Here is a 25,586-nt window from a genome sequence, read left to right on the forward strand (position 1 = left end):
CCGAAAGAAATTGTGCGGGTGCCCCTTTGAACCTTGGGAGTTAGGCACCATGACCCAGTCGTCTGTGAAGCCCAAGACCACCGCGGAGGAGGCCGGCGACGGCTCTCGCAATCCCGCCGGGCGTTCTTGGCTCGACCGGTATTTTCACATCACCCATAGAGGGTCGAACGTCGGCAATGAAGTGCGTGGCGGAGTCACGACCTTCATGGCCATGGCGTACATCCTCCTGCTCAACCCGCTGATCCTCTCCGGCAAGGACGTCGCCGGGGACACCCTGAGCCAGAAGGCCCTGATCACGGCCACGGCGTTCGCCGCGGCCCTGACCACGTTGCTGATGGGCTTCATCGGCAAGGTCCCGCTCGCGCTGGCCGCCGGTCTCTCCGTCTCCGGTGTGCTGGCCTCGCAGGTCGTCCCGCAGATGACCTGGCCGCAGGCCATGGGCATGTGCGTCATGTACGGCGTCGTGATCTGTCTCCTGGTCGTCACCGGCCTCCGGGAGATGATCATGAACGCGATCCCGCTCGCGCTCAAGCACGCGATCACCATGGGCATCGGCCTGTTCGTCGCCCTCATCGGCCTGGTGAAGGCCGGCTTCGTGCACGAGAACCCCGCCCCGGGCGGCGGCCCGGTGGTCCTCGGACCGACCGGCGAGCTCGCCGGCTGGCCCGTGCTCCTGTTCTCCGTCACCCTGCTGCTGATCTTCATGCTCCAGGCCCGCAAGATCCCCGGTGCCATCCTGATCGGCATCATCACCGGCACCGTGCTCGCCGTCGTCCTCAACCTCATCGCCGACATCGACGACAAGGTCTGGGCCAGCGGTCCGCCGGTCCTGGAGGGCTCGGCCGTCTCGATGCCCGACTTCTCGCTCTTCGGCCAGGTCGAGTTCGGCGGCTGGGGCGAGGTCGGCGCGATGACCGTCGGCATGATCGTCTTCACGCTGGTGCTGGCGGGCTTCTTCGACGCGATGGCCACCATCATCGGTGTCGGCACCGAGGCCAAGCTGGCCGACGACAAGGGCCGCATGCCCGGCCTGTCCAAGGCCCTGTTCATCGACGGCGCCGGCGGTGCCATCGGCGGCTACACCGGCGGCTCCGGCCAGACCGTGTTCGTCGAGTCCGCGACCGGCGTCGGCGAGGGTGCCCGAACGGGCCTCGCCTCCGTGGTCACCGGCCTCTTCTTCGCGGCCTGCATCTTCTTCACCCCGATCACGCAGATCGTTCCCGGTGAGGTCGCCGCCGCCGCCCTGGTGGTCATCGGCGCGATGATGATGCAGAACGCCCGCCACGTGGACTGGGCCGACACCGCGACCTCGATCCCGGTCTTCCTGACCGTCGTGCTGATGCCCTTCACGTACTCGATCACGGCCGGTGTCGCCGCCGGTGTGATCTCGCACGTCGCGATCAAGATCGCGCAGGGCAAGGCCCGCGAGATCGGCGGATTCATGTGGGGACTGACGGCTGTGTTCATCGTCTTCTACGCACTGAACCCCATCGAGGGCTGGCTCGGGGTCCACTGACCCTGACCGAAGAGCACCGACCCTCCACGCACCCGATACTGGAACCCGAACCTCCGAGGAGGCCGCAATGCTGGACATCGCCGAAGAACTGAACCGGTGGGTCGAGCAGGGACGTGACTTCGCCGTCGCCACCGTCGTGGCGGTCGGAGGCAGTGCACCCCGGCAGCCCGGAGCGGCCCTCGCCGTCGACAGCGAGGGCACGGCCATCGGCTCGGTTTCCGGCGGATGCGTGGAGGGCGCGGTGTACGAGCTGTGCCGCCAGGCGCTGGAGGACGGCGAGACCGTCCAGGAGCGCTTCGGCTACAGCGACGACGACGCCTTCGCGGTCGGCCTGACCTGCGGCGGCATCATCGACATCCTCGTCACCCCGGTCCCCGTCGGCTCGCCGGGCCGCGAGGTGTTCGCCGCCGCCCTCGCCGCGGCCTCCCGCGGCGAGGCGGCGGCCGTCGCCCGGATCGCCGAGGGCCCGGACGAGCTCAAGGGGCGCGCCGTACTGGTCCGCGGCGACGGCGGCTTCGAGGGCGGCCTCGGCGGCCACCCCGAGCTGGACCGCACCGTCGCGGAGGAGGCGCGCGCCATGCTCGACGCCGGCCGGACCGGTGTGCTGGAGATCGGCGCCGACGGCCGGCTCTGCGGGGAGCCGCTGAAGGTCCTGGTCGAGTCGAGCGTGCCGCCGCCGCGGATGATCGTCTTCGGTGCCATCGACTTCGCCTCCGCCCTGGTGCGGATCGGCAAGTTCCTCGGCTACCACGTGACGCTGTGCGACGCGCGGCCCGTGTTCGCGACGAAGCAGCGTTTCCCCGAGGCGGACGAGATCGTCGTGGACTGGCCGCACCGCTACCTGGAGAGCACCGAGGTCGACGGCCGGACCGTGCTGTGCGTGCTCACGCACGACGCCAAGTTCGACGTCCCGCTGCTGCAGCTGGCCCTGCGGCTGCCCGTCGCGTACGTCGGCGCCATGGGCTCGCGCCGCACCCACGAGGACCGCAACCGGCGCCTGCGCGAGGTCGGCGTGACCGAGCTCGAACTCGCCCGCCTGCGCTCCCCGATCGGCCTGGACCTCGGCGCCCGCTCCCCGGAGGAGACCGCGCTGTCCATCGCCGCCGAGATCGTCGCCAACCGGCGCGGCGGCACCGGGGCGGCGCTGACCGGCGGGCACATCCCGATCCACCCCGACACCTCGAACACGGTGGTCGGCAGGATCGGCTCGGTGGCTTGAAGGGGCGGCCACCGGATCCCGAGCGACCGCCACCGGGTCGGCGTCCCGCAGGCGTGAGGTAACGGGCGCAGCCACAGGGGTTGCGTCCGTTCGCTGTACCCCCTATTTTACCCGCCGGTAACAGCGCCTGCCTGCAACGGAGTTGAGCGTATGTCCCGGACGAACCGCCCCGCCCGCACGCCCGTGCGCCGTACGCCCGTGCGCCGTATGCCGGTGCGCCGCACGCTCCTCGCCGGGTGCGCGCTGGCCGCGGCCGCCCTCGCGGCCGGCACCGCGACTCCGGCGGCCTCGGCGTCCGCGACCGCCGGCGCGGCCCCGGCCTCCGCCACCGCACCGGCGGAGCTGCGCGAGGTGCTGTTCGTGGGCAACAACTGGGAGGGCACCGCCGATGTCCTCGCCTCCACCGGCAACCTGGACCGCATCGGCCGGATCAACGTGATCCCCGACAAGGAGGAGCGCCTGCGGGAGATCTACCTGAACCCGATCAAGCTGGCCTTCTTCCTCGGGGTCCGGCACTCCGCCGGCGAGGGCCACGACCAGTTCGTCGACGACATGTACACCACTCCGGACGGCACCGCCGTGGTCGTCTCCCGCCCCAGCTTCGCCGACGTCGTCTCCCTCGACCTGCGCACCGGCCGGATCAACTGGCGCTTCCCGGTCTCCGGGTACCGCTCCGACCACATGGCGGTCTCGCCCGACGGCACCCGGGTCGCGGTCTCCGCGTCCACGTCGAACACCGTGCACGTCCTCGACATCGCGACCGGCCGCCAGGTCGGCTCCTTCGCCACCGGCGACAAACCGCACGAGAACACCTTCAGCCGCGACGGCCGGCTGATCTGGAACGCCTCCATCGGGGAGGTCAACACCGCCCTGGACGCGCCCTGGCTGGACTGGACGAAGGGCGACCGGAAGTTCACCGTGGTGGACGCGCAGACCTTCCGCACCCTGCGGGTCATCGACATGCGCGAGCGCCTCGACGCCGCCGGCCGCTCGGACCTGTCCGACTCGATCCGGCCGAACGCCTTCACCCCGGACGAGTCGAAGCTGTACTTCCAGGTCTCCTTCTTCAACGGCTTCGTCGAGTACGACGTCGCCGCCGACCGGATCACCCGGGTCAAGACCCTCCCGCAGAACCCCGCCACCAGCAGCGACCGCACCACCTGGGTCAACGACTCCCGCCACCACGGCATGTCCATGAGCCCCGACGGCAGCAAGCTGTGCATCGCGGGCACCATGGACGACTACGCCACCGTCGTGGACCGGGCCACCCTCGCCGAAGGCCCGCTGGTCCCCGCCGACAAGCCGTACTGGGCCACCGTCGACGGAGACGGCACCGGCTGCGTGATCTCCGAGAGCGGCTCCGACCGGGTCACCGCCATCGACTTCGCCACCGGCGCCAAGCGGGTGTCCGTCCCCGTCGGCGACCACCCGCAGCGGGTCCGGATCGGCCACGTCCCGGCCGGCTGGACGGGCCCTGCCAGGTGACCCCGGAGACCCCGGACGGCTCCGCAGGCCCCGGACGCCACTGACGCCGGTCCGGGGCCGTCCGCCCCCACCGCGGCGCGGCCAGGCCGGCCGCGGCGGGGTCAGGCCGGCCGCGGCGGGGTCAGGCCGGCCGCCCGACGGCGGCCGCCGACGCCCCGAACGCCGGCAACCCGAACGAGGGGCGACCCGGACCGGCCGGCACCCCGGCCAGGGCGGCGGCGCGGCGCAGGTCCTCCTCCCCGTAACGGCGCACGCTGCGGTGCCAGTGGAGGACGGCCGCCATCCAGTCCTGCAACTCCCGTACGTACGCGTCGAGCGAGGCCCGCGCCGTCCGGTCGAGGCCGTGGTCCTCGCACAGCACCGGGAGCTGGTGGTCGCGGATGTGCTCGAACTCCCGGATGCGCTGGTCGAGCAGGTCGGAGACGATCCGGAACGCCTGCGGGTAGTCGATGTCGAAGAAGTTCTGCGTGACGAGGACGTGGTTGTGCAGCTCGCCCTCGAACTCGATCTCCTTCTGGTACGAGAAGAGGTCGTTGACGAGGCACCCGACATCGACGGCGGCGCTCTCCAGCGAGCGCATCGCCCCGTTCCGCCAGAGCTCCGGCGGGACGCCCCCGTCGTCCTCGCGGCCGGCCCTGGCCAGGAACATCGTCAGATGGCTGCCGAAGGTGAAGCGGCGCATCTCCGCGTAGTCGACCGGGTCGGGGATCCGGTTCACGGCGGTGTTGCCGATCTCCCAGACCCAGCTGTCCAGCATCCCGGCGAGGTGGCGGCGGAACTCCTCCCGGGCCGCCCCGCCCAGCCCGGCCGCCGTCCGGGCCCACAGGTCCCTCAGGCTCCGCTCCATCACGGTGACCGGTTCCGGCGCGGCCTCCTCCGGGCGGAGCGGAACCATGGCGAGCAGCCGGTCCGTCGCCGCCCTGGCCGCGCCGGGCGACTTCGCCCGGCCGAAGGCCCTGGGGTAGTAGTCGTCCGCGTACGTGCCCCAGGCCAGCCACTGCGCGCTCAGGCACAGCGCCTCGGCCGTGGCATCGGGGTCGATGCCGGCCGAGCACAGGGCGAAGTCCGCGCCCTCCAGCACGTCCTGCGTCCAGACGGCCGAGCCCGGGTCGCCGGGCTGCGGCTGCAGCAGGCCCATGTCCCGGCACCAGCGGACCAGTTCGCGGCGGGCCGTGTCGAGGTGCGGGCTCAGGGTCAGCGGGAACGGCAGGGCGAGGTCGGGCAGCAGCGACGGGCCCACCTTCCGGTACGGCACGTGCGTGAAGCTGCGCCACCGCAGGCCCTCCGAGCGGGGTGTGAGGACGGAGCGCCGGTCGAGGGCGGCCGTACCCGGACCGCCGGGCAGGAACGGCAGGGCGAGCGGCCCGGCGCCCCGCGCCCCCTCGTTCATGTACCGGCTGGAGACCGTGTGCCACGCGTGGCCGCCGGACTGCCAGTCCTGTAGGCCCTTCGCGTACGCCAGGACCGCGGCCGCCTCGTCCGGGCCGAGTCCGTGCTGCACGGCGAGGGCGGGCACCTCGGCGAGTGCCGTGTACTCGAACTGCTGGAGCCGGGACGTCAGCAGGTCGTTCGACAGGTCGGCGGCCTCCTGGGTGGAGCAGCCGAGGAAGGTCTCCAGCACCAGCACGGCATTGGAGAGTTCGCCCTCCTGCTCCACCTCGCGCTGGTAGGAGAAGAGGTCGTTGCGGATGTGCACCGCGTCGGCGAACGCATCGCGCAGCACCTGGAGCGGGCGGGCGTGCGCGACCCGGGCCGGCACCTCGGCGGTCGCGTACTCGACCAGACCGGCGGACCAGGGCGCGCCGCCGACCTTGCGGCGCATCTCGATGTACTCCAGGGGGTTGGCCACCCGGCCCATGTTGATGTTGTGGAGCTCCCACATGGACTCGTCGAGGAGGTTCCGCGTGGACTCGGAGAACCGTTCCCTCCAGTCCAGCGACATGGTGGGCACGGTCCGCGTCCACAGGTCCTTCAGGCCCGCCTCGACCGGGTTGGACGGCTCGGGGAACCCGTCCGCGAGGTCCATCGGCATGAACGCGGCCAGCCCGTCGAGGTACTTCCGGGCGCCCTCGCGGTCCTGGGTGCGCTTGTAGACCTCCAGGAAGTGGTCGTCGAAGAAGAACACCCACACGTACCAGTCGGTGACCAGGTCCAGCACGTCACTGCCGCAGTCGGGGTGGGTGTGGGAGCACAGCAGCGCGTAGTCGTGCGCGGCGAGGTCCTCCTGCGTCCAGACCCCCGAGCCCTCCAGCATGCCGAAGTCGCGGGCCCACCGCGTGCTGTGGGCCCGCGCGACCTCCAGGTGCGGGTTCAGTCGGGCCGGATGGGGCACGTAGAAATCCGGCAGTCGGAACGGCTGCGTCACGGCGGGTCAGGCCTTTCGGTCCGAGGGCGCGGGAGGCCCGGACAGCGGCCCCCGCACGAGATCAGCACGGGCCTACCCGCGTTCTCCCCGGGACAAGGGCGAGTTCACCGCTTCAGGTGACGCGCCCGCCGATGCCGTGGCACGCCCCACCCGCGGAGGGTAGGCGACCGCCACCCGCAGGGCCGCGCATCCTCCGCGCGTCCGTGCGTCCGTGCGTCCGTGCGTCCGCGCGTCCGTGCGGCCTCCGCGGCGCGTACGCGGCACACCCGGGCGGAAGCTCCGGCGGAGTCGTCGCCCGACCGGGGACACGCCGCAAGCGCACGGCGCCCGGCCCACCGCGGGGTGGGCCGGGCGCAGGGTCGTCGGGCGGAGGGCGCGGGGCGGGTTACTCCGCCTCGGACTCCAGGTTGCCCTCCGTGTCCAGGTAGACCTGGCGCAGGGCCTCCAGGACCTGCGGGTCCGGCTTCTCCCACATGCCGCGGGACTCCGCCTCCAGCAGCCGCTCCGCGATCCCGTGCAGGGCCCAGGGGTTGGCGTCCTCCAGGAAGGCGCGGTTCTCCGGGTCCAGGACGTAGGTTTCCGTCAGCTTGTCGTACATCCAGTCCGCGACCACGCCCGTCGTGGCGTCGTAGCCGAACAGGTAGTCGACCGTCGCCGCCAGCTCGAAGGCGCCCTTGTAGCCGTGGCGGCGCATCGCCTCGATCCACTTCGGGTTGACCACGCGGGCCCGGAAGACGCGGGACGTCTCCTCCACCAGGGTGCGGGTCTTGACCGTCTCCGGGCGGGTCGAGTCGCCGATGTACGCCTCCGGCGCCGTGCCGCGCAGTGCGCGGACCGTGGCCACCATGCCGCCGTGGTACTGGAAGTAGTCGTCCGAGTCGGCGATGTCGTGCTCGCGGGTGTCCGTGTTCTTCGCGGCGACCGTGATGCGCTTGTACGCCGACTCCATCTCGGCCCGGGCCGGGCGGCCCTCCAAGCCGCGCCCGTACGCGTAGCCGCCCCACACCGTGTAGACCTCCGCGAGGTCGGCGTCCGTACGCCAGTCGCGGGAGTCGATCAGCTGCAGGATGCCCGCCCCGTACGTGCCCGGCCGCGAACCGAAGATACGGGTCGTCGCGCGCCGCTCGTCGCCGTGCTCGGCCAGGTCCGCCTGCGCATGGGCCCGGACGAAGTTCTGCTCCGCCGGCTCGTCCAGGGACGCCACCAGCCGCACCGCGTCGTCCAGCAGGCCGATCACGTGCGGGAAGGCGTCCCGGAAGAAGCCCGAGATGCGCAGCGTGACGTCGATGCGGGGGCGGCCCAGCTCGTCGAGCGGGATCGGCTCCAGGCCGGTCACGCGCCGCGAGGCCTCGTCCCAGACCGGGCGGACGCCCAGCAGGGCCAGGGCTTCCGCGACGTCGTCGCCCGCCGTGCGCATCGCGCTCGTACCCCACAGGGAGAGGCCGACGGAGGCCGGCCACTCGCCGTTGTCCGTGCGGTAGCGGGTCAGGAGGGAGTCGGCCAGCGCCTGCCCGGTCTCCCACGCGAGGCGGGACGGGACGGCCTTCGGGTCCACCGAGTAGAAGTTCCGACCGGTCGGCAGCACGTTCACCAGGCCGCGCAGCGGCGAGCCGGACGGGCCCGCCGGGACGAACCGGCCGTCGAGGGCCGCCACCACGTGCGCGATCTCGTCGGTCGTGCCCGCCAGCCGCGGCACCACCTCGCGGGCCGCGAAGTCCAGGACCGCCGCCACGTCCGCCGAGCGGCCTGCGGCGACGGTGGCCACCGCGGCCGGGTCCCAGCCGGCGTCCTCCATCGCCTGCACCAGTGCCCGGGCCGTTTCCTCCGCCTCGTCGGCGGACGTACGGGTGGCCGCGGACTCGTCCAGGCCGAGCGCTTCGCGCAGGCCGGGCAGGGCCGTCGTACCGCCCCAGATCTGGCGGGCGCGCAGGATCGCCAGGACCAGGTTGACGCGGGACTCGCCGGCCGGGGCGCCGCCCAGCACGTGCAGGCCGTCGCGGATCTGGGCGTCCTTCACCTCGCACAGCCAGCCGTCGACGTGCAGCAGGAAGTCGTCGAAGCCGTCGTCGTCCGGGCGCTCCTCCAGGCCCAGGTCGTGGTCCAGCTTCGCGGCCTGGATCAGCGTCCAGATCTGCGCGCGGATCGCGGGCAGCTTCGCCGGGTCCATGGAGCTGATCTGGGCGTACTCGTCCAGGTGCTGTTCGAGGCGGGCGATGTCCCCGTACGACTCCGCGCGAGCCATCGGCGGCACCAGGTGGTCGACCAGGGTGGCGTGCACGCGGCGCTTGGCCTGGGTGCCCTCGCCCGGGTCGTTGACCAGGAACGGGTAGACGAGCGGCAGGTCGCCGAGCGCGGCGTCGGGCGCACACGCCGCCGACAGGCCGGCGTTCTTGCCCGGCAGCCACTCCAGGTTGCCGTGCTTGCCCAGGTGGATCATCGCGTCGGCGCCGAAACCGCCGTCCTCGGCGCGGGCCTGGATCCACCGGTACGCGGCCAGGTAGTGGTGCGACGGCGGCAGGTCCGGGTCGTGGTAGATCGCGATCGGGTTCTCGCCGAACCCGCGCGGAGGCTGGATCAGGATCAGCAGGTTCCCGCGGCGCAGCGCCGCGAGGACGATGTCGCCCTCCGGGTTCTGCGAGCGGTCCACGAACATTTCGCCGGGCGCCGGACCCCAGTGCTCCTCGACCTGCTCGCGCAGCTCGGCCGGCAGCTCGGCGAACCAGCGCCGGTAGTCGGCGGCCGGGATGCGGACCGGATTGCGGGCGAGCTGCTCCTCGGTCAGCCAGTCCTGGTCGTGGCCGCCGGCCTCGATCAGGGCGCGGATCAGCTCGTCGCCGTCACCGGAGACCAGGCCCGGGATCTCCTCGGCGGGGCCGAAGTCGTAGCCGGCGTCGAGGAGGGCGCGCAGCAGCACCATCGCGCTGGCCGGGGTGTCCAGGCCGACCGCGTTGCCGATCCGCGAGTGCTTCGTCGGGTAGGCGGAGAGGACCAGCGCGATCTTCTTGTCGGTGCGGGCGATGTGCCGCAGCCGGGCGTGGCGCACGGCGATCCCCGCGACCCGGGCGGCCCGCTCGGCGTCCGCGACGTACGCGGGCAGGCCGTCCTCGTCGAATTCCTTGAAGGAGAACGGGACGGTGATCAGACGGCCGTCGAACTCGGGGACGGCGACCTGCGTCGCGGCGTCGAGCGGCGACAGGCCCTCGTCGTTCTCCTCCCAGGCGCTGCGCGAACCGGTCAGGCACAGGGCCTGCAGGACCGGCACGCCCAGGCGGGCGAGCGCGCCCGCGTCCCAGGACTCGTCGTCGCCGCCGGCGGAGGCGGTCGCGGGGCGGGTGCCGCCGGCCGCGAGCACGGTGGTGATGACCGCGTCGGCCGCCTCCAGGGTGGCCAGCAGCTCCGGCTCCGGGGTGCGCAGGGAGGACACGTACAGCGGCATCGGAGAACCGCCCGCCGCCTCGATCGCGTCGCACAGGGCGTGCACGAAGGCCGTGTTGCCGCTCATCTGGTGGGCGCGGTAGTAGAGCACCGCGATCCGCGGGCCGGCTGCCACCTCGCCCGACGGTTCCGGGCGCTCCAGGGCACCCCAGGTGGGGGCGGCGGCGGGCGGCTCGAAGCCGTGCCCGGTGAGCAGGACGGTGTCGGAGAGGAAGCGGGCCAGCTGCTCCAGGTTGGCGGGGCCGCCGTGCGCGAGGTACGCGTGCGCCTCGGCCGCGATGCCGATCGGCACCGTGGACGCCTCCATCAGCTGTGCGTCCGGGGCCTGTTCGCCGGTCAGGACGACGACGGGGCGGGTCTGCTCCGGGGCCAGCAGCAGGTCCAGGCCGTCCTGCCAGGCGCGCAGCCCGCCGAGGAGGCGTACGACGACCAGGTCGACGCCGTCGAGGAGGCCGGAGAGGTCGTCGAGGGGAAGGCGGGAGGGGTTCGCGAAGCGGTACGGCACCGGGCCGTCCGCGGCCGCTCGGGCGCTGAGCAGATCGGTGTCGGACGTCGACAGCAGCAGGATCATGCGGCGGCAGGCCTTCCTCGGGGTTTCCGCGCCCCGGGCAGTGAGGACGGCGGGAGTTCCTGGCTCACCCGGGTCGGCGGCTGCTCTGCCGGGTTCACAGTGGCGGGACCGCGCCGGAATCGCACCGGGCTTCCTCCCCTGTCGCCGTCCTCGGCGATGAGCGGGCCGAATGGCACGCCGAAGGTCATCTTAGGTGCCGCCGCCCCCGGCCGGGAGTGGGGGTCGCAGCGCGGGCTGCGGCCGGGCCGGGGAACCCCGCGAGGCCTGACGTCCCTGGTGACCGGGGGTACGGGCGGCCCCTGACGGAGCGCGCGGCGGCGGATCCGGCGGGCGTACGCCGGGGGTGCGGCGGGAGCGGAACGGGGCGCGAGCCGGCCGGGGCGGGGGCGGGGGCGGGGCGGTGGTTGCGGGGGCGGGGTGGGGGCGGGCGGACATCCGGGGGAGCAGCGGCCGGGCGTACGGCGGGGGGCGCGGGGGCGCGGGGGCGTGGGGGCGTGTGGCGGTCCTGGCGGGGGAGTAGGGACGTGCGCGGGGCGGCGGCGCGGCGGGCATGTCGTGGGGCAGCGGCCGGAGATGGGCCCGAGGCCGGGCGGGGGAGCCGGGTGGGGGTGCCGGGCGGGGGTGCCGGGCCGGGTCGGTGACAGCCGCAGGTCGGGGGTGGTGACGGCCACAGGTCGGGGGTGGTGACGGCCACAGGTCGGGAGCCCGGATTCGTGGGTATGCTCGCCGCCATGCCCACACCCCCCTCCGCCCCCGCAGCACGGGACGAACCCGTCATACGGGAGCGCGGTGACGCCTGCCCCGGCGCACTGCGCCTCCACGCGGCCGACGACGGGTACCTGGCCCGGGTGCGGATCCCCGGTGGCATGCTCGGCGAGGACGCGGCCCTGCTGCTCGCCGACGCCGCCGACCGGCTCGGTGACGGACACATCGACCTCACCTCGCGCGGCAACGCCCAGCTCCGCGGGCTCGGGGCGAGCTGCGGCGGCGAACTGGCCGGGGTGCTGGACCGCGCCGGGCTGCTGCCCGCGCCCACCCACGAGCGGGTCCGCAACATCGTTGCCTCGCCGCTGACCGGCCTGGACCTGCCGGCGTTGCCGGACGTGGCCCCGTGGGTGGCCGAGCTGGACCGGCTGCTGTGCGCCGACCCCGACGCGGCCGCCCTGTCCGGCCGCTTCCTGTTCGCCCTCGACGACGGCCGCGGCGACGTGGCCTCACTGGACGCGGACGTCACCGTCATCGCCCGCGATGCCGAACGTGCCCTCCTGTACGTCGCGACCCCGCCGGCTGCGCCGACCGTGCCGACCGTGCCGACCGCCCCGGTCGCGCAGACCACCGACCGAGCCGCTGCCGACCGTGCCGGTGCCGGCGGTGCGGTGTCCGGCGGTTCGGCTGTCGACCGTGCGGGTCGTCCCGTCGGCGAGTCCGGAGAATACGGAACGGCCGGCGGTCCTGCGGGCGTTGCCGGGTCGGCGGTGGTCGAGGCCGACAGCGGTCCGGGGTCCGGCGTCGGGGGGCAGAACGGTCCGCTCGTCGGCTCCGCGGTCGGGGACGGGTCCGGAACGGCCCACAGGTCCGCGGGCAGTGCGGCGCAGGCGGTGCTCGTGGCCGCGGCCGATGCGCCGCGTGCCGCAGTGGCCGCTGCCCGGTACTTCCTCGACGCGGCCCGCGCGGCCGGTACACGGGCCTGGCGGGCCGTGGAACTGCCGGCCGAACACGCCTTGAACGCTGCCGACCTGGCGGCCCGTCTGGAGGAAGCCGGGATCCCGGCCACCATCGTGCCCGTACCGGCCGCCGCCCCGGACCAGGCCCCGGCCCCGGACCAGGCCCCGGACCAGGCCCCGGCCCGGGACCAGGCCGCGGCCCGGCCGGACGGGCCGGGGCCCGAGCCCGGGATCGTAGGGGGTCCCGGCGGGGCCGCCGCGCTCAGCGTCCTCGCGCCCCTCGGGCGGCTGACCACCGCTCAGTGGCGGCTCCTGGCCGGGCTGACCGGCCGGATGCGGCTCACGCCCTGGCGCGGGGTCGTCGTTCCCGGGCTGCCTGCCGACCGGGCCCCGCAGGCCTTGGCCGGGCTCGCCGACGCCGGGCTCGTCACCGCCTCCGACGACCCCTGGCGCTCCGTCACCGCCTGTACCGGACGCCCCGGTTGCGCCAAGTCCCTGGCCGACGTCCGCGCCGACGCCCGGGCCGTCGCCGCCCGCGCGACCGGACCCCTGCCCGTGCACTGGTCGGGCTGCGACCGCCGCTGCGGCCACCCCCGCGGCGCCGCGTGGGTCGACCTCGTCGCCACCCCCGCCGGCTACGACCTCTCCGCCCCCGGCTCCCCACCGCAGCGCGGCATCGAGACTTCCGACCACCTGGCCGCGGCCCTCGCGTCCGCACGCCGCACCACCTCCCACGACGACGCAGCGAAGAAATGAGCGAGTACACGGTGTTTGAGTACGAGAAGGACGGCGCGGAGATCTACCGCCAGTCCTTTGCCACGATCCGAGCCGAGGCGGACCTCTCCGGGCTGCCCGCTTCCGTCGCGCAGGTCGCGGTACGCATGATTCACGCCTGCGGAATGACCGACCTGACCCGGGACCTCGGCTACACGCCGGACGTCGTCCTGCGCGCTCGCGCCGCCCTGCGCGCCGGGGCACCCATCCTCTGTGACGTGCAGATGGTCGCCAGCGGCGTCACCCGCAAGCGGCTGCCCGCCGACAACGAGGTGGTCTGCACCCTCTCCGACCCGGCCGTCCCCGCCCTCGCGCAGCGCATGGGCACCACCCGCAGCGCCGCCGCCCTCGAAGTGTGGCGCGACCGCGGCCTGCTGGAGGGCTCCGTGATCGCCGTCGGCAACGCGCCGACCGCCCTGTTCCGGCTGCTGGAGATGATCGAGGAGGGCGCCCCGCGCCCCGCCGCCGTCATCGGTGTGCCCGTCGGCTTCATCGGCGCCGCCGAGTCCAAGGAGGCCCTGGCCGTCCACCCCTCCGGCCTCGACCACCTCATCGTCCGCGGCCGGCGCGGCGGCAGCGCCATCGCGGCCGCCGCCCTCAACGCGATCGCGAGCGAGGAAGAATGAGCACCACCGGCACCACCGGCACCAGCAGCGCCAACGGCCGCCTGTACGGGGTGGGGCTCGGTCCCGGCGACCCGTCGCTGATGACCCTGCGGGCCGTCGAGGTGATCGGCGCGGCCGACGTCGTCGCCTACCACAGCGCCCGCCACGGCCGTTCCATCGCCCGGTCCATTGCCGCCCGCCACCTGCGCGCGGACCACATCGAGGAGCCGCTGGTCTACCCGGTCACCACCGAGACCACCGACCACCCCGGCGGCTACCAGGGCGCGATGGAGGAGTTCTACGAGGCCTCCGCCGCCCGCCTGGCCGCCCACCTGGACGCCGGCCGGACCGTCGCGGTCCTCGCCGAGGGCGACCCGCTCTTCTACGGCTCGTACATGCACATGCACAAGCGGCTCGCCGACCGTTACGAGGCCGAGGTCATCCCCGGCGTGACCTCGGTCAGTGCCGCCGCCGCCCGCCTGGGCACCCCGCTCGTGGAGGGCGAGGAGGTGCTCACCATCCTGCCCGGCACCCTGCCCGAGGAGGAGCTCACCGCGCGCCTGGCCGCCACCGACTCCGCGGTCGTCATGAAGCTCGGCCGGACCTTCCCGGCCGTGCGCCGCGCCATGGAGGGCAGCGGCCGCCTCGGCGAGGCCCGCTACGTCGAGCGCGCCACGATGGAGGGGGAGCGGACCGGCGTCCTCGCCGACACCGACCCGGACACCGTCCCGTACTTCGCCGTCGCCGTAGTGCCCAGCCGGGTCGGCAATCCGGGCAGCGTGCCGTCCGGGCCCGGTGAGGTCGCCGTCGTCGGTACCGGGCCGGCCGGGCCGCTGTGGCTCACCCCCGAGACGCGCCGGGCGCTGTCCGACGCCGAGGTCCTGATCGGCTACACCACGTACCTGGACCGCGTCCCCGCCCGGCCGGGGCAGATCCGGCACGGCTCCGACAACAAGGTCGAGTCGGAGCGCGCCGAGTTCGCGCTCGACCTGGCCCGGCGCGGCAAGCGGGTCGCCGTGGTCTCCGGCGGCGACCCGGGGGTCTTTGCCATGGCCACTGCTGTTTTGGAAGTCGCCGCGCAGCCCGAGTACGAGGACGTCCCCGTACGGGTCCTGCCGGGCGTGACCGCGGCCAACGCCGCCGCCGCCGCAGCCGGGGCCCCGCTCGGCCACGACTACGCCACCGTCTCCCTGTCCGACCGGCTCAAGCCGTGGGAGGTCATCGCGGAGCGGCTGCGCGCGGCCGCCGCGGCCGACCTGGTGCTCGCCCTGTACAACCCGGGCTCGCGCAGCCGGACCTGGCAGGTCGCCAAGGCGCGCGAGCTGCTGCTGGAGCTGCGCTCGCCGCAGACCCCCGTGGTCGTCGCCCGCGACGTGGGCGGGCCGGAGCAGTCCGTCCGCATCGTCACGCTGGGCACGCTGGAGCCCTCCGAGGTCGACATGCGCACGATCCTCCTCATCGGCTCCTCGCAGACGCAGGTCACGGAGCGCCCGGACGGCTCGTCCGTCACCTGGACCCCGCGCCGCTATTCCTGAGCGGGCACGACCGAAGGGCCTGGGGCGCCGCCGTGCTCCCCAGGGCCCTTCGGCTTCGCCGGTGGCTCTGCAGCTGTAGGGCGGCGGGTGAGGGCCGTGTCTCGGCGGGGCGGGGTCGGTGGGGTGTCCGGGGGTTTCCCGGTAGCCCATGGTCCTTCCGGTTCGGGCCCGTCAAGGGCGCTCCTTCGTCGCGTCGCTGCGCGATGGCCTTCGGCCACCCCTGACCGACCGGCCCGCCCCGAAACGCCCAAGAGCCACCGGGACGCCCCCGAGGGAACGGCCGGGAGGTTTTCGTTTCAGGAGCGGCCGTGGTCGCAGAGGGGCGGGCATCGTTCCCGTCGCTGTTCTGGATCCGGCTGGGTGAGCGGGAGGTGGGCCGCGGCCCGCCCAACCTGCATGCGGCAGTGATCGGATGACCGCCCGGTGTCCCCGAGCGGCGGTCGGACGCCTCAGATCGCTACGTGCTCCTCCGTCGTTCGGCGGCTGGCGGCGGCTGGTGGGTGACGGATCCGGTCGTGCGGCGCAGCCTTCAGGAACGGGCTGCGTGCTCGTACAGCCAGGCGGCCGCGGCCGCCGCGGTGCCCGCCTCCGGGACGCCCTCGGGGACCGGGGGGCGGCGGACGACGAGGACGGGGATGCCGGCTTCGCGCGCCGCGGCCAGCTTGGGGGCGGTGGCCGAGCCGCCGCTGTCCTTGGTGACCAGGAGGTCGATCCGGTGCCGGGCGAGGAGTTCTCGTTCGTCGTCCAGGGTGAACGGGCCGCGGGACAGGAGGACTTCCAGGCGGGGCGGTACCGGGCCGGCCGGGGGGTCCACGGAGCGCACGAGGAACCACGGCTCGGTCAGGTGTGCGAAGGTGTGCAGGCCCGTCCGGCCCGTGGTGAGGAAGACCCGGCCGGCCCCGAGACCGGGGAGGAGGGCCGCCGCCTCGTCCAGGTCCGACGCGAACGTCCAGTCGTCGCCGGGGCTCGGGACCCAGCCGGGGCGGCGCAGCGCCAGCAGCGGGACCCCCGAAAGGGCCGCCGCCCGGGCCGCGTTGAAGCTCATCCGCTCCGCGAACGGGTGGGTGGCGTCCACCAGGTGGGTGACCCGGTGGTCGGCGATCCAGGCCGCGAGGCCCGCCGGCCCCCCGAACCCGCCGATGCGGACCCCGCCCGGCGGGAGCACGGGCGCGGCGACCCGCCCGGCCAGCGAGGTCGTCACCCGGAACGGGGACGGGAACGGGAACGGGTGTGTGGGCGTGGTGGGTTCGGTGGGTTCGGTGGCCAGCGCCTCCGCCAGGCGGCGGGCCTCGGTGGTGCCGCCCAGGACGAGGACGTGCGGGCCGGTGGGCGGCTCAGCAGACATGCCGGTCGCGTTCGGGGGAGTACAGGTGGCTGTCGCGGAACTGCTCGGCACCGAGCGTACGGCCCACCACGATGACCGCCGTGCGGACCAGGCCCGCCTCCTTCACCTGGCCGGCGATGTCGGCCAACGTGCCCCGCAGGACCAGCTCGTCGGGGCGGCTCGCCATCGCCACCACCGCCACCGGGCAGTCGGCCCCGTAGTGCGGCAGCAGTTCGTCGACGACCCGGTCCACGTAGCGCGTGGCCAGGTGCAGCACCAGCAGCGCACCGCTGCGGCCCAGGGTGGCCAGGTCCTCGCCGGGCGGCATCGGCGTGGCCTGCTGGGCGATCCGGGTCAGGATCACGGTCTGGCCGACGGTGGGGACGGTCAGCTCCCGCTTCAGCGAGGCCGCGGCCGCGGCGAACGCGGGCACGCCGGGCACCACCTCGTACGGGATGGCGGCCGCGTCGAGCCGCCGCATCTGCTCGGCGACCGCGCTGAAGATGGACGGGTCGCCCGAGTGGAGCCGTGCCACGTCCTGGCCGGCCTCGTGGGCCCGTACGCACTCGGCGATGATCTCGTCGAGGTTCAGCTGCGAGGTGTCGACGAGACGGGCGCCGGGCGGGCACTCCGCCAGCAGCTCGCGCGGGACGAGGCTGCCCGCGTACAGGCAGACCGGGGCGGCGGCCAGCGTCCGGGCACCGCGCACCGTGATCAGGTCGGCGGCGCCGGGGCCCGCACCGATGAAGTACACGGTCATGTCTGCTGATCCTTCTCGTTCGTGTGGGTGGGGGTGGGGGCGTCTGAGTCCGCGGGCAGCACCCGGGGCTTGGTGACGGACCACTGGGTGACCGGCATCGCCTGCCGCCAGCCCGTGAAGCCGCCTACCGGCACCGCGTGGGCGACGGCCAGCTTCACCAGGTCGCCGCCGTGCCGCCGGTACCGCTCGGTCAGCACCGCCTCCGATTCGAGCGTGACGGTGTTGACCACCAGCCGGCCGCCGGGGGCCAGGGCCTCCCAGGCCGCGTCCAGCAGGCCGGGGGCGGTCAGCCCGCCGCCGACGAACACCGCGTCGGGGGAGGGGAGTCCGTCCAGCGCCGCCGGGGCGGAGCCGGTGACCACCTTCAGCCCGGGCACGCCGAGCGCGGCCGCGTTGCGGGCGATGCGGGCCGCCCGCTCCGGGACGCGTTCCACCGCCACGGCCCGGCAGGAGGGGTGCGTGCGCATCCATTCGATGCCGATGGAGCCGGAGCCGCCGCCGATGTCCCACAGCAGCTCGCCGGGGGCCGGGGCGAGGGCGCACAAGGTCGCGGCCCGCACGTGGCGCTTGGTCAGCTGGCCGTCGTGCTCGTAGGCGGTGTCGGGCAGGCCCGGGGTCGCGCCGAGCCGCGGGGCGGGGCCGGCCGGGTCGCGGCGGCAGTCGACGGCCACCACGTTCAGGGGGTCGCCGGGCGCGTGGTCCCAGCTGTCGGCCCGGCCCTCGTACGCGTCCTCGCGCTCGGAGCCGAGCTGCTCCAGCACCCGCATCCGGCTCGGGCCGAAGCCCCGCTCACAAAGGAGAGCGGCGATCTCGTTCGGGGTCGCTGCTCCGGCGCTGAGCACCAGCACCCGCCGCCCCTCGTACAGGGCGGCCGCGAGCCGGGCCACCGGGCGGCCCACCACCGTGACGACCTCGGTCTCCTCCACCGGCCAGCCCAGCCGGGCGCAGGCGTACGACACCGACGACGGGTGCGGATGGACCAGCAGGGCCCCGGGCCCGAGCTCCTCCGACAGCGCGCGCCCGATCCCGTAGAACATGGGGTCGCCGCTGGCCAGCACCGCGATCCGGCGCCCGGCGTGCTCCGCCATCAGCTTCGGCACCGCCGGCCGCAGCGGGCTCGGCCAGGCCACGCGCTCGCCGCGGCAGTCGACGGCGGGCAGCAGGTCCAGCTGCCGGGGCCCGCCGATCAGCACCTCCGCCGAGGCGAGGGCGGAGCGCGCCGCGGCGGTGAGCCCCGCCCAGCCGTCGGCGCCGAGGCCGACGACCGTGACGGGTATGGGGGACGGCGGTGCGGGGCTCACTGCGCGGTACCTCGGGGCGTAGGGGACGGGCGGACCCGCCGGCGGAGTCGGACCCGCCGGGCAGGGGACGGACCCGCAGCCTACTGGCCGGGAGGCCCGACCCCGGGTCCACCCCCGCGCAGCGACCGGGCTACCCTCGGTAACTCACCGCCGTGAGGAGAGCGAGGGAGCTGACATGCCCGGCTTGAACGCCTGGAGTGCCCGGAACATCCCCGACCAGAGCGGTCGTACCGCCGTCGTCACCGGCGCCAACAGCGGCATCGGCTACGCGACCGCCCGGGAGCTCGCACGGCGCGGGGCGGAGGTGGTCCTGGCCTGCCGCAGCGCGGCCCGCGGCCACGCCGCAGCGATCCGGCTGCGCACCGAAGTCCCGGGCGCGGAGGTCGAGTTCGCCCCGCTGGACTTGGCCGATCTGGGCTCCGTAAGGGAGTTCGCGGACGGCTACGCGCGGCGCCGGCCCGCCCTGGACCTCCTGGTGAACAACGCGGGCGTGATGGCCCTGCCGTACGGGCGGACCGCGGACGGCTTCGAGACCCAGTTCGGGGTCAACCACCTCGGACACTTCGCGCTGACCGGCCTGCTCCTGCCGCGGCTGCTCGACGCGGCGCCCGGCGCCCGGATCGTGAACGTCTCCAGCGGCTTCCACGTCCTGGGCGACATCGACCACGACGACCTGGGCAGCGAGCACGGCTACCGGCGCTGGATCGCGTACGGCCGCTCCAAGACGGCCAACCTGCTCTTCACCCACGAGCTGGCCCGGCGACTGGCCGCCGCGGGCTCCACCATCGTGGCGGCGAGCGCCCACCCCGGATACGCCGCGACGAACCTGCACGCGGGCGCCGCACGGCAGGACGGTGCGGGCGGGGACCGCCGCCGGCCCGTGGTCCGCCTGCTGGAACTCGGCAACGCCGTCATCGCCCAGCCAGCGTCGGCAGGGGCCCTGCCGACGCTGTACGCGGCCACCGCGCCCGGCGTCCGGCCCGACGACTTCTTCGGTCCGCGGCTCGGCTGGCGCGGGGCGCCGGTCCGTTCCTGGCGGGCCAAGTGGACCCTGGACGACGCGTCCGCCCGGCGGCTGTGGACCGCCTCCGAGCAGCTCACGTCCGTCTCGTACGACTCGCTCGCCCGTAGCTGAACGCGTCCGCAGGCCCCGGACCAGGCCCCGGAGCCGGACGGCCTCAGTGGGCCGGGTCGACCTCGTCCGGCCCGGCCCAGTCGAACGGGGCGTACTTGCTGGACTGCCCGGGCCGGCTCCACTCGAAGCCGAAGGCGTCGGCACGGTTGGCCGTCGCCCGGCCCCAGGTCACGACCTGCCCCGGCCCGGTCTCGCAGCCCGGCACGTTCGTCGACTGGACGCGGGCGCCCTCGGGGGTGGTGGGTCCGGTGAGCGCCTCGCCGCGGGCTTCGACCCGGCCCGGGACGGTCGCCCACCAGCCGCTGAGGTCCTCGGCGACCTCCATCTCGACGGGGGCGAAGCCGATGCCCCGCATCTCCGCGCCGAGCGTCCGCCCCAGCACGGCCGGCCAGCCGCCGGCCTGCCCACTGAAGATCATCTGGAGTGCCTCGCGCTGTGCGTCGTCGGCGCGCTCGTCGAAGAAGACCGCCGCGCAGGCGTTGGAGTGCTGGGCCCACAGGTTGCCGACGAAGGAGAAGGGCATCAGCACGTTGAGCCCGTCCAGGGGCACCTCCCCGTACCGCCCCTCACGGATGTGCCAGGCCAGGACGCCGTCGCAGGCACCGTACGTCGGCAGCTGCCCGAACGTGGAAGGACAGGGCACATGGCACCTGCACGTGTTGAACCAGTCACCCACCGCGTGCCACTTCGGGACCGTCACCGTTTCCGCGGACATGTCGCCGCCTCCTCGTGACCGTGAGCACACCCCAATTCTCCCCCTCCCACCGGGCCCGGACCATACGGGCGGGGCCGGTCACCGCGCGCCGGGACGGCGGGCCCGTGGCGTCCCGGACCCGTGCGTCGCCTCGGCCGCAGGGGCCTCTCACCACCGCTGAGGCGAACCTCCTGCCGGCGCGGCGTATGGCGCGGGGGCGCGGCTGACCCGGCTCGTCGGCGGCTGGCGACGGTTGCGCGGTGGGCCCTGACGTGAGCCCGTCCGCCCCCGGGTTGCCCCAGGGCGCCCCGGTCAGGACCTCAACCGTGACCGGTCGGGCGGGGACACTCGGTGCCATGGACGACGATCCGGACAACCACCCAGCAGCCGACGTCACGACATCGGTGCCCGGCATCGGCACGGTGCGGTGCCTCGCCTCCCGGCCCGACGGAGCGACCCGGGCCGCACGACGACTCCGCAAGGGCGAGGGGCAGCCGGGAAGCCCTTGACGCGTTCGACCGCCACGGAGCCCGTGCAACGCCGGTCGGCTCGCGGGACGTGTCGTCGGCCGGCCGCCAGGTGCCCGGCGCACACGGACAGGACCGGGTGGCCGGGCTCGCGAACGGCCCCCCGGACGGGCGGGAAAACGCTCCCCCGGACGGGCGGGAAAACGGTCCCCCGGACGGGCCGCTGAACCGCCCCGGCGGGTCAGCGGCGTGCCGGTGCCGCGTCCTGCGCCGGCGCGCGGGTAGGAGCCGGTGTCCGGGCCGGTGCGGCCTGCCGACTGCCCGGGTTCGCCGGACCCGTGGTGGCCCGCTCGTACAGCGCCCGGATACCGTCGCCGAACCGGCTGCTGTACGAGGTCCTCTCGTCGCCGCCGCCGTCCCGGCCGCCGATCACCCCGATCAGGGCGTGCCCGTCGGTCAGCACCGGACCGCCGCTCGTGCCGTTGGGTACGCCCGCGCAATCCAGCCGCAGCTGCGCGGGCCCTTCGGCGCGGGCGGTGTTGAAGCACTCCAGCCCCTGCTCGGCGGCGTTCGGGTAACCGACGAGCCGCGCCGGCGCGGGCAGCTCGGCGTTGAACCGGAGCGTCTCCGCCCCCGTCACGTCCTCCAGTTCCTCGCCGGGCCGCCCGGGCCGTCGCAGCCGTAGGAAGGCCACGTCGTAGTCGGGGTCCTGGTCCGCGGTCCAGCGCGGGTCCACGTCGATCCGGGTGGGCACCCACACCCCGTACGGGGCCTGCCCGTCCCGGTAGCCGGGTATGAAGGCGAGGTTGGTGCGAAAGCCCAGGGCGGCCCGGTACACGCAGTGCGCGGCCGTGGCGACCAGGTCGCCGGCCGGGGAGTGGACCACGACGCCCGAGCAGTGGTGGTCGGGGTCCCCGTCGCCGCCGGGGGAGAACAGCGCCCCGACCGTGGGCTCGCCGGCGGTGGGGCGCGCCACCAGCGGGTCGGAGGGCCGCCATCCGCCGGTCCGCCAGTTCGTGGCGGCCCGCGGGGCGGCCTGCCGCGCGCGCAGCCCCGGATCGGCCTCGGTCTCCCGTACGATCCCGTCCAGCACGGCCGACGCCGTGCGGTCGGCGGTCTCGGGGTCCTGCAGGTACGTCCCGCGGGCCCGGTCGCCCGCCGCCGAGTTCGTCACGATGCCGCGCAGCTGCCACGCGTACGCGGCGACACCCGCCAGCACCGCGCAGCACGCGACGAGGAGCAGCCGGCGGCCGATGCCCCGCCTGCCGCCCCGCCTGCGCCCTGTGGTGAACATGTGGACTCCCGCCCGCTGCCTGCCCTGATTCCCGTTCTCCGCCTCCTGTTCGACGGGGGCGGCCACGCCGGGAGTTCCCTGCGGTTGTGTGGCCGTCCTCACAACCGTCCGGCCAGCTCCCGGCCAACTCCCGTTCGCATCACGGCCGTGCGCGCCACCGCGCACGCCACCGCGCACCCCGCAGCGCTCTCCGCGGCGCTCCGTGAAGGTCATCCGCAGTCCTCCCGCCGGACATCCAACTGCCCTAGCCTCGCGGCGATTTGCCAAGTGACCGGCCAGTAGCCGCCAAAGCCGGGCGGCGGACCGACGGGAGTCGACAGCATGGGATTGCGGATCCGGATGACGGGCGGCGCGCTGGCGGGCGCGGTAACGGCGGGGCTCGCGACCCTGGCGCTCCTGATCGGCAGTGCAGCCCCGGCGGGAGCCGCCCCCGCGGGAACCGCCGCGGACCTCCCGTACGCGGGATCGACCGGCGTCGGCGTGCACAACGCGTACGACAAGGGCAAGTACGCGTACTTCGCAGACGCTCTCGACTCGGGCGCGGCCATGCTGGAACTCGACGTCTGGACGAACTTCTTCGGCAGCTCCTGGCGGGTCTCCCACGACAACCCCTTCGGCAACGACAACAACTGCGAGAACGCCACCACCCCCGCCCAGCTGCGCACCAAGTCCCGCAACCAGAACCTTGCCGGCTGCCTCGCCGACATCCGCAGCTGGCACGACGCCCACCCCGGCCACCGCCCCGTCGTCCTCAAGCTGGAACTCAAGGACGGCTTCGCCGCCAACCTCGGCCGCGGCCCCGCCGAACTCGACGCGCTCCTGACCTCCAAGCTCGGCGACGCCCTCTACCGGCCAGGCCAACTGGCCGCCGGGCACCCCGACCTGGACACCGCTGCCCGGGCCGGCGCCTGGCCGAGCCGTGCCGCGATGGCCGGGAAGTTCCTCGTCGAGCTGATCCCCGGCACCCTGGAGGAGGGCAACGGCAACGACACGCTGTGGACCGACCGGGAGTACGCCCTCCACCTGCGTTCCCTGGCGTCCGCCGGCCGGCTCTCGCTGGCGGCCGCCTTTCCCGCCGTACACCGTGCCCAGGCCGGCGACCCGCGCAGCCGGTACGCCGACGCCTCGTTGCGCCCGTGGTTCGTCGTCTTCGACGGGGACGCCAGCGCGTACGCGGGCGGCACCATCGACACCGCTTGGTACGCCCGCAACAACTACCTGCTGATCGCCACCGACGCCCACGACGTGGCTCCCGCCATCGACGGCGTGCACCCGACCGAGGCCCAGGCCCTGGACCGCGTCCGACTGATGGCGCAGCGGCACGCCTCGATCGTCTCGGCGGACTGGTACCCGTTGCCGTCGGTCCTGTCGACGGTCGTACCACGCGGCCGGTGACCCGGCAGGCCGACGCGAGCGGTGGGCCGGTGCGAGCGGTGGGCCGGCCGGCAGCGGGGCGAGCCCGCCCGCCCCGTACGGCACACCGTCGACCCCGCGGGCCCCTGCACCACGCTTCCTTGCACCACGCTTCCCTGCACCCGCTGCCCGGCGGCGGCGCCGACACCGGCCACCGCATGCCGGCGAGCCCAACCGTTTCCGCAGCCGAACACGGTCGTTGACCACCCCGGACGGCGGCGCGGGGCCCCGTCCTCCCGCGAAGGGGGCGCAGGACATGGACAGGACCGCCGGCACGGCCAAGACGGTGCCGATCACCCCGGAGGTGTACGCGTACCTGCTCGCCCAGACCGACCCGCCGACGCCCGCCCAGCAGCAGCTGGCCGCTCGTACGCGCGAGCTCGGTGACGTCGCCGTCATGCAGGTCCCGCACGAGCAGGCACGCTTCCTCACCCTCCTCGTCCGGATCACCGGTGCCCGCCGCGTCGTCGAGGTCGGCACGTTCACCGGCTACTCCACCCTCGCCCTCGCCGAAGGCCTGGCTCCCGGAGGGCGTGTGGTGACCTGCGACGTCTCGGAGGAGTGGACGGCGATCGCCCGGGAGGCCTGGCAGGCGGCCGGCGTCGCCGACCGCATCGACCTGCGGCTCGGGCCGGCCGCCGACACCGTCGCCGCCCTGCCGTACGAGGCCGAGATCGACCTGGTCTTCCTGGACGCCGACAAGGGCGGCTACCGCACCTACTGGGACGAGCTCGTGCCGCGGCTGCGGCCCGGCGGCCTGCTCCTCGCCGACAACGTCCTGTACGGCGGCAACGCCACCCGCCCCGATGCCACCGGAAACGCCCTGGCGATCCGGGAGTTCAACGCGCACGTACGCGCCGACGCGCGGGTCGAGTCCGTCCTCCTGCCCATCGCGGACGGCCTCACCCTCGCCCGCAAACGCTGAGTCGGGTCCCTCCCCCGCTCGCCCGCCCGCAAGGCATCCTTGGTCGCGCCAACAACAGCGCACCACGGAGCCCCAGTTGACGCAGCATTCGCCGCACCCGGCGGAACGTCCTCGCCACATCACCTTCGACCGCCTGCACAATTTCCGCGACCTGGGCGGCTACCGCGGAGCCGACGGCCGTACGGTCGCGCGGGGCGCGCTCTACCGCGCCGACTCGCTCGGCAAGCTCCAGGTCGGCGAGGGCGCCGACTGGGACCGCTTCCTCGCCCTGGGCATACGCACGGTCATCGACCTGCGCTACCCGTGGGAGATCGAGGCCAAGGGCCGGATCCCCGAGCCCGGCCGCTTCACGTACGCCAACCTCAGCATCGAGCACCGGCCGTACGACCAGGCCGACATCGACCCCGACATCGACCCGTGGCGGTACCTGGCCGACCGGTTCGCGGAGGTCGCGGAGGACGGGGTCGAGGAGATCCGGCAGGTGATCGAGCTGATCGCCACCGGTCCGGGCCCGGCGGTCTTCCACTGCACCTCGGGCAAGGACCGCACGGGACTCGTCGCCGCCCTCCTCCTCACCCTCCTGGGAGTGTCCGAGGAGGACGTCCTGGCCGACTTCGCGCTCACCGAGCTGGCCACCGAGCGGCTCCTGGCCGACTGGCACACCGCCCACCCGGACCGCACCATGCGCTGGCCGTCGTACGGGCGGGCACCGGCCGTCGTCCTGTCCCTGGTCCTCGCCGACCTGTCGGCGCGGTACGGCTCGACGGCCGGCTACCTCGCCGACCGCGTGGGCATCGCACCGTCGACGCAGAACCACCTGAGGACCCGTTTCCTCATGAGCGCCCCCGACTGACCTTCTGCCGCGTTGGTCAACAGGACTGCCCGCGCCGCAGGTCACCTGCCGCTCGGCGGCTTCGGCCACGGGGTTCCGCGGACGGAAGCGTCGAGTACGTCCCCCAGCCGGAGCCAGGCCGTGGGCCCGGAGTAGGAGGCGGGACTCGATGCGAAGCGGTCCCACGCGTCGGGGGGGGGGGCGGCGGGGGGGGGCCCCCCCCCGGGGGGGGGGCGGGGGGGGGGGCCGGGGGGGCGCCCCCCCCCCCAAGG

Annotated in this window: 18 protein-coding genes and 1 riboswitch; of the genes, 11 read left to right on the forward strand and 7 right to left on the reverse strand. The window is 74.3% G+C overall.

Annotated features, from left to right (window positions below; translation table 11 throughout):
- The first annotated feature begins 49 nt into the window (after positions 1–49).
- The 3 genes from ACFVGY_RS24865 to ACFVGY_RS24875 all read left to right on the forward strand — a co-directional run bounded on the left by ACFVGY_RS24865 (position 50) and on the right by ACFVGY_RS24875 (position 4,220).
- Positions 50–1,516: an NCS2 family permease gene (locus ACFVGY_RS24865; protein WP_385680862.1), complete on the forward strand. Its 1,467-nt coding sequence runs from the start codon at positions 50–52 to the stop codon at positions 1,514–1,516.
- 67 nt (positions 1,517–1,583) lie between these two features.
- On the forward strand, positions 1,584–2,735 hold the full coding sequence (locus tag ACFVGY_RS24870) for an XdhC family protein (RefSeq protein ID WP_385680864.1): 1,152 nt from the start codon (positions 1,584–1,586) through the stop codon (positions 2,733–2,735).
- Between the two features lie 207 nt (positions 2,736–2,942).
- Positions 2,943–4,220 (forward strand): YncE family protein, encoded by a 1,278-nt coding sequence (locus tag ACFVGY_RS24875; protein WP_385680924.1) that lies wholly within the window; start codon positions 2,943–2,945, stop codon positions 4,218–4,220.
- 121 nt (positions 4,221–4,341) lie between these two features.
- Here ACFVGY_RS24875 and ACFVGY_RS24880 read toward each other — a convergent pair whose 3' ends face one another.
- Together ACFVGY_RS24880 and cobN are read right to left on the reverse strand one after the other, a co-directional pair.
- Positions 4,342–6,585, reverse strand: coding sequence for a germacradienol/geosmin synthase (locus tag ACFVGY_RS24880; RefSeq protein WP_385680866.1), 2,244 nt, complete (start codon positions 6,583–6,585; stop codon positions 4,342–4,344).
- A 385-nt stretch (positions 6,586–6,970) separates the two neighbouring features.
- Positions 6,971–10,591: a cobaltochelatase subunit CobN gene (gene cobN, locus ACFVGY_RS24885; protein ID WP_385680868.1), complete on the reverse strand. Its 3,621-nt coding sequence runs from the start codon at positions 10,589–10,591 to the stop codon at positions 6,971–6,973.
- 53 nt (positions 10,592–10,644) lie between these two features.
- A riboswitch (cobalamin riboswitch) is annotated at positions 10,645–10,727 on the reverse strand.
- Positions 10,728–11,322: 595 nt separating this feature from the next.
- On the opposite strand from cobN, the gene ACFVGY_RS24890 reads away from it, so the two are divergent.
- The 3 genes from ACFVGY_RS24890 to ACFVGY_RS24900 are packed head-to-tail and all read left to right on the forward strand — an operon-like array spanning position 11,323 to position 15,169.
- On the forward strand, positions 11,323–13,011 hold the full coding sequence (locus ACFVGY_RS24890; RefSeq protein WP_385680869.1) for a hypothetical protein: 1,689 nt from the start codon (positions 11,323–11,325) through the stop codon (positions 13,009–13,011).
- An 11-nt stretch (positions 13,012–13,022) separates the two neighbouring features.
- The gene (locus ACFVGY_RS24895) at positions 13,023–13,655 is read left to right on the forward strand and encodes a precorrin-8X methylmutase (protein WP_385680925.1); all 633 of its coding nucleotides are present in this window, start codon (positions 13,023–13,025) and stop codon (positions 13,653–13,655) included.
- Entirely contained in the window at positions 13,652–15,169 is a 1,518-nt protein-coding gene (locus ACFVGY_RS24900; protein ID WP_385680871.1) for a precorrin-2 C(20)-methyltransferase, read from the forward strand. The genes ACFVGY_RS24895 and ACFVGY_RS24900 overlap by 4 nt, the downstream gene beginning before the upstream one ends.
- Before the next feature lie 529 nt (positions 15,170–15,698).
- Here ACFVGY_RS24900 and ACFVGY_RS24905 read toward each other — a convergent pair.
- The 3 genes from ACFVGY_RS24905 to cbiE are packed head-to-tail and all read right to left on the reverse strand — an operon-like array spanning position 15,699 to position 18,554.
- Positions 15,699–16,514 carry a cobalt-precorrin-6A reductase gene (locus ACFVGY_RS24905; protein WP_385680873.1) on the reverse strand — a complete coding sequence of 272 codons (816 nt, stop codon included), beginning with the start codon at positions 16,512–16,514 and terminating at the stop codon, positions 15,699–15,701.
- Positions 16,504–17,253: a precorrin-4 C(11)-methyltransferase gene (gene cobM, locus ACFVGY_RS24910; RefSeq protein ID WP_385680874.1), complete on the reverse strand. Its 750-nt coding sequence runs from the start codon at positions 17,251–17,253 to the stop codon at positions 16,504–16,506. Before cobM ends, ACFVGY_RS24905 begins: the two co-directional genes overlap by 11 nt.
- Positions 17,250–18,554 carry a precorrin-6y C5,15-methyltransferase (decarboxylating) subunit CbiE gene (gene cbiE, locus ACFVGY_RS24915; RefSeq protein ID WP_385680876.1) on the reverse strand — a complete coding sequence of 435 codons (1,305 nt, stop codon included), beginning with the start codon at positions 18,552–18,554 and terminating at the stop codon, positions 17,250–17,252. The genes cobM and cbiE overlap by 4 nt, the downstream gene beginning before the upstream one ends.
- Before the next feature lie 175 nt (positions 18,555–18,729).
- On the opposite strand from cbiE, the gene ACFVGY_RS24920 reads away from it, so the two are divergent.
- Positions 18,730–19,689: an oxidoreductase gene (locus ACFVGY_RS24920; protein WP_385680878.1), complete on the forward strand. Its 960-nt coding sequence runs from the start codon at positions 18,730–18,732 to the stop codon at positions 19,687–19,689.
- A gap of 43 nt (positions 19,690–19,732) precedes the next feature.
- Here ACFVGY_RS24920 and ACFVGY_RS24925 read toward each other — a convergent pair whose 3' ends face one another.
- Positions 19,733–20,404 (reverse strand): DUF1326 domain-containing protein, encoded by a 672-nt coding sequence (locus ACFVGY_RS24925; RefSeq protein WP_385680880.1) that lies wholly within the window; start codon positions 20,402–20,404, stop codon positions 19,733–19,735.
- A gap of 335 nt (positions 20,405–20,739) precedes the next feature.
- On the opposite strand from ACFVGY_RS24925, the gene ACFVGY_RS24930 reads away from it, so the two are divergent.
- A complete protein-coding gene (locus tag ACFVGY_RS24930) occupies positions 20,740–20,892 on the forward strand; it encodes a hypothetical protein (RefSeq protein ID WP_385680882.1) in 153 nt (50 codons plus the stop codon).
- 199 nt (positions 20,893–21,091) lie between these two features.
- Here the strand turns inward: ACFVGY_RS24930 and ACFVGY_RS24935 are convergent, their stop codons facing one another.
- Positions 21,092–22,144, reverse strand: coding sequence for a trypsin-like serine peptidase (locus ACFVGY_RS24935; protein WP_385680884.1), 1,053 nt, complete (start codon positions 22,142–22,144; stop codon positions 21,092–21,094).
- 321 nt (positions 22,145–22,465) lie between these two features.
- On the opposite strand from ACFVGY_RS24935, the gene ACFVGY_RS24940 reads away from it, so the two are divergent.
- The 3 genes from ACFVGY_RS24940 to ACFVGY_RS24950 all read left to right on the forward strand — a co-directional run bounded on the left by ACFVGY_RS24940 (position 22,466) and on the right by ACFVGY_RS24950 (position 25,335).
- Entirely contained in the window at positions 22,466–23,539 is a 1,074-nt protein-coding gene (locus ACFVGY_RS24940) for a phosphatidylinositol-specific phospholipase C domain-containing protein (protein WP_385680886.1), read from the forward strand.
- Positions 23,540–23,813: 274 nt separating this feature from the next.
- On the forward strand, positions 23,814–24,482 hold the full coding sequence (locus ACFVGY_RS24945) for an O-methyltransferase (protein WP_385680888.1): 669 nt from the start codon (positions 23,814–23,816) through the stop codon (positions 24,480–24,482).
- Positions 24,483–24,558: 76 nt separating this feature from the next.
- The gene (locus ACFVGY_RS24950) at positions 24,559–25,335 is read left to right on the forward strand and encodes a tyrosine-protein phosphatase (protein WP_385680890.1); all 777 of its coding nucleotides are present in this window, start codon (positions 24,559–24,561) and stop codon (positions 25,333–25,335) included.
- The last annotated feature ends 251 nt before the right edge of the window (positions 25,336–25,586 follow it).

The sequence above is a fragment of the Streptomyces sp. NPDC127106 genome, from assembly GCF_042677605.1.
GTDB lineage: Bacteria > Actinomycetota > Actinomycetes > Streptomycetales > Streptomycetaceae > Streptomyces.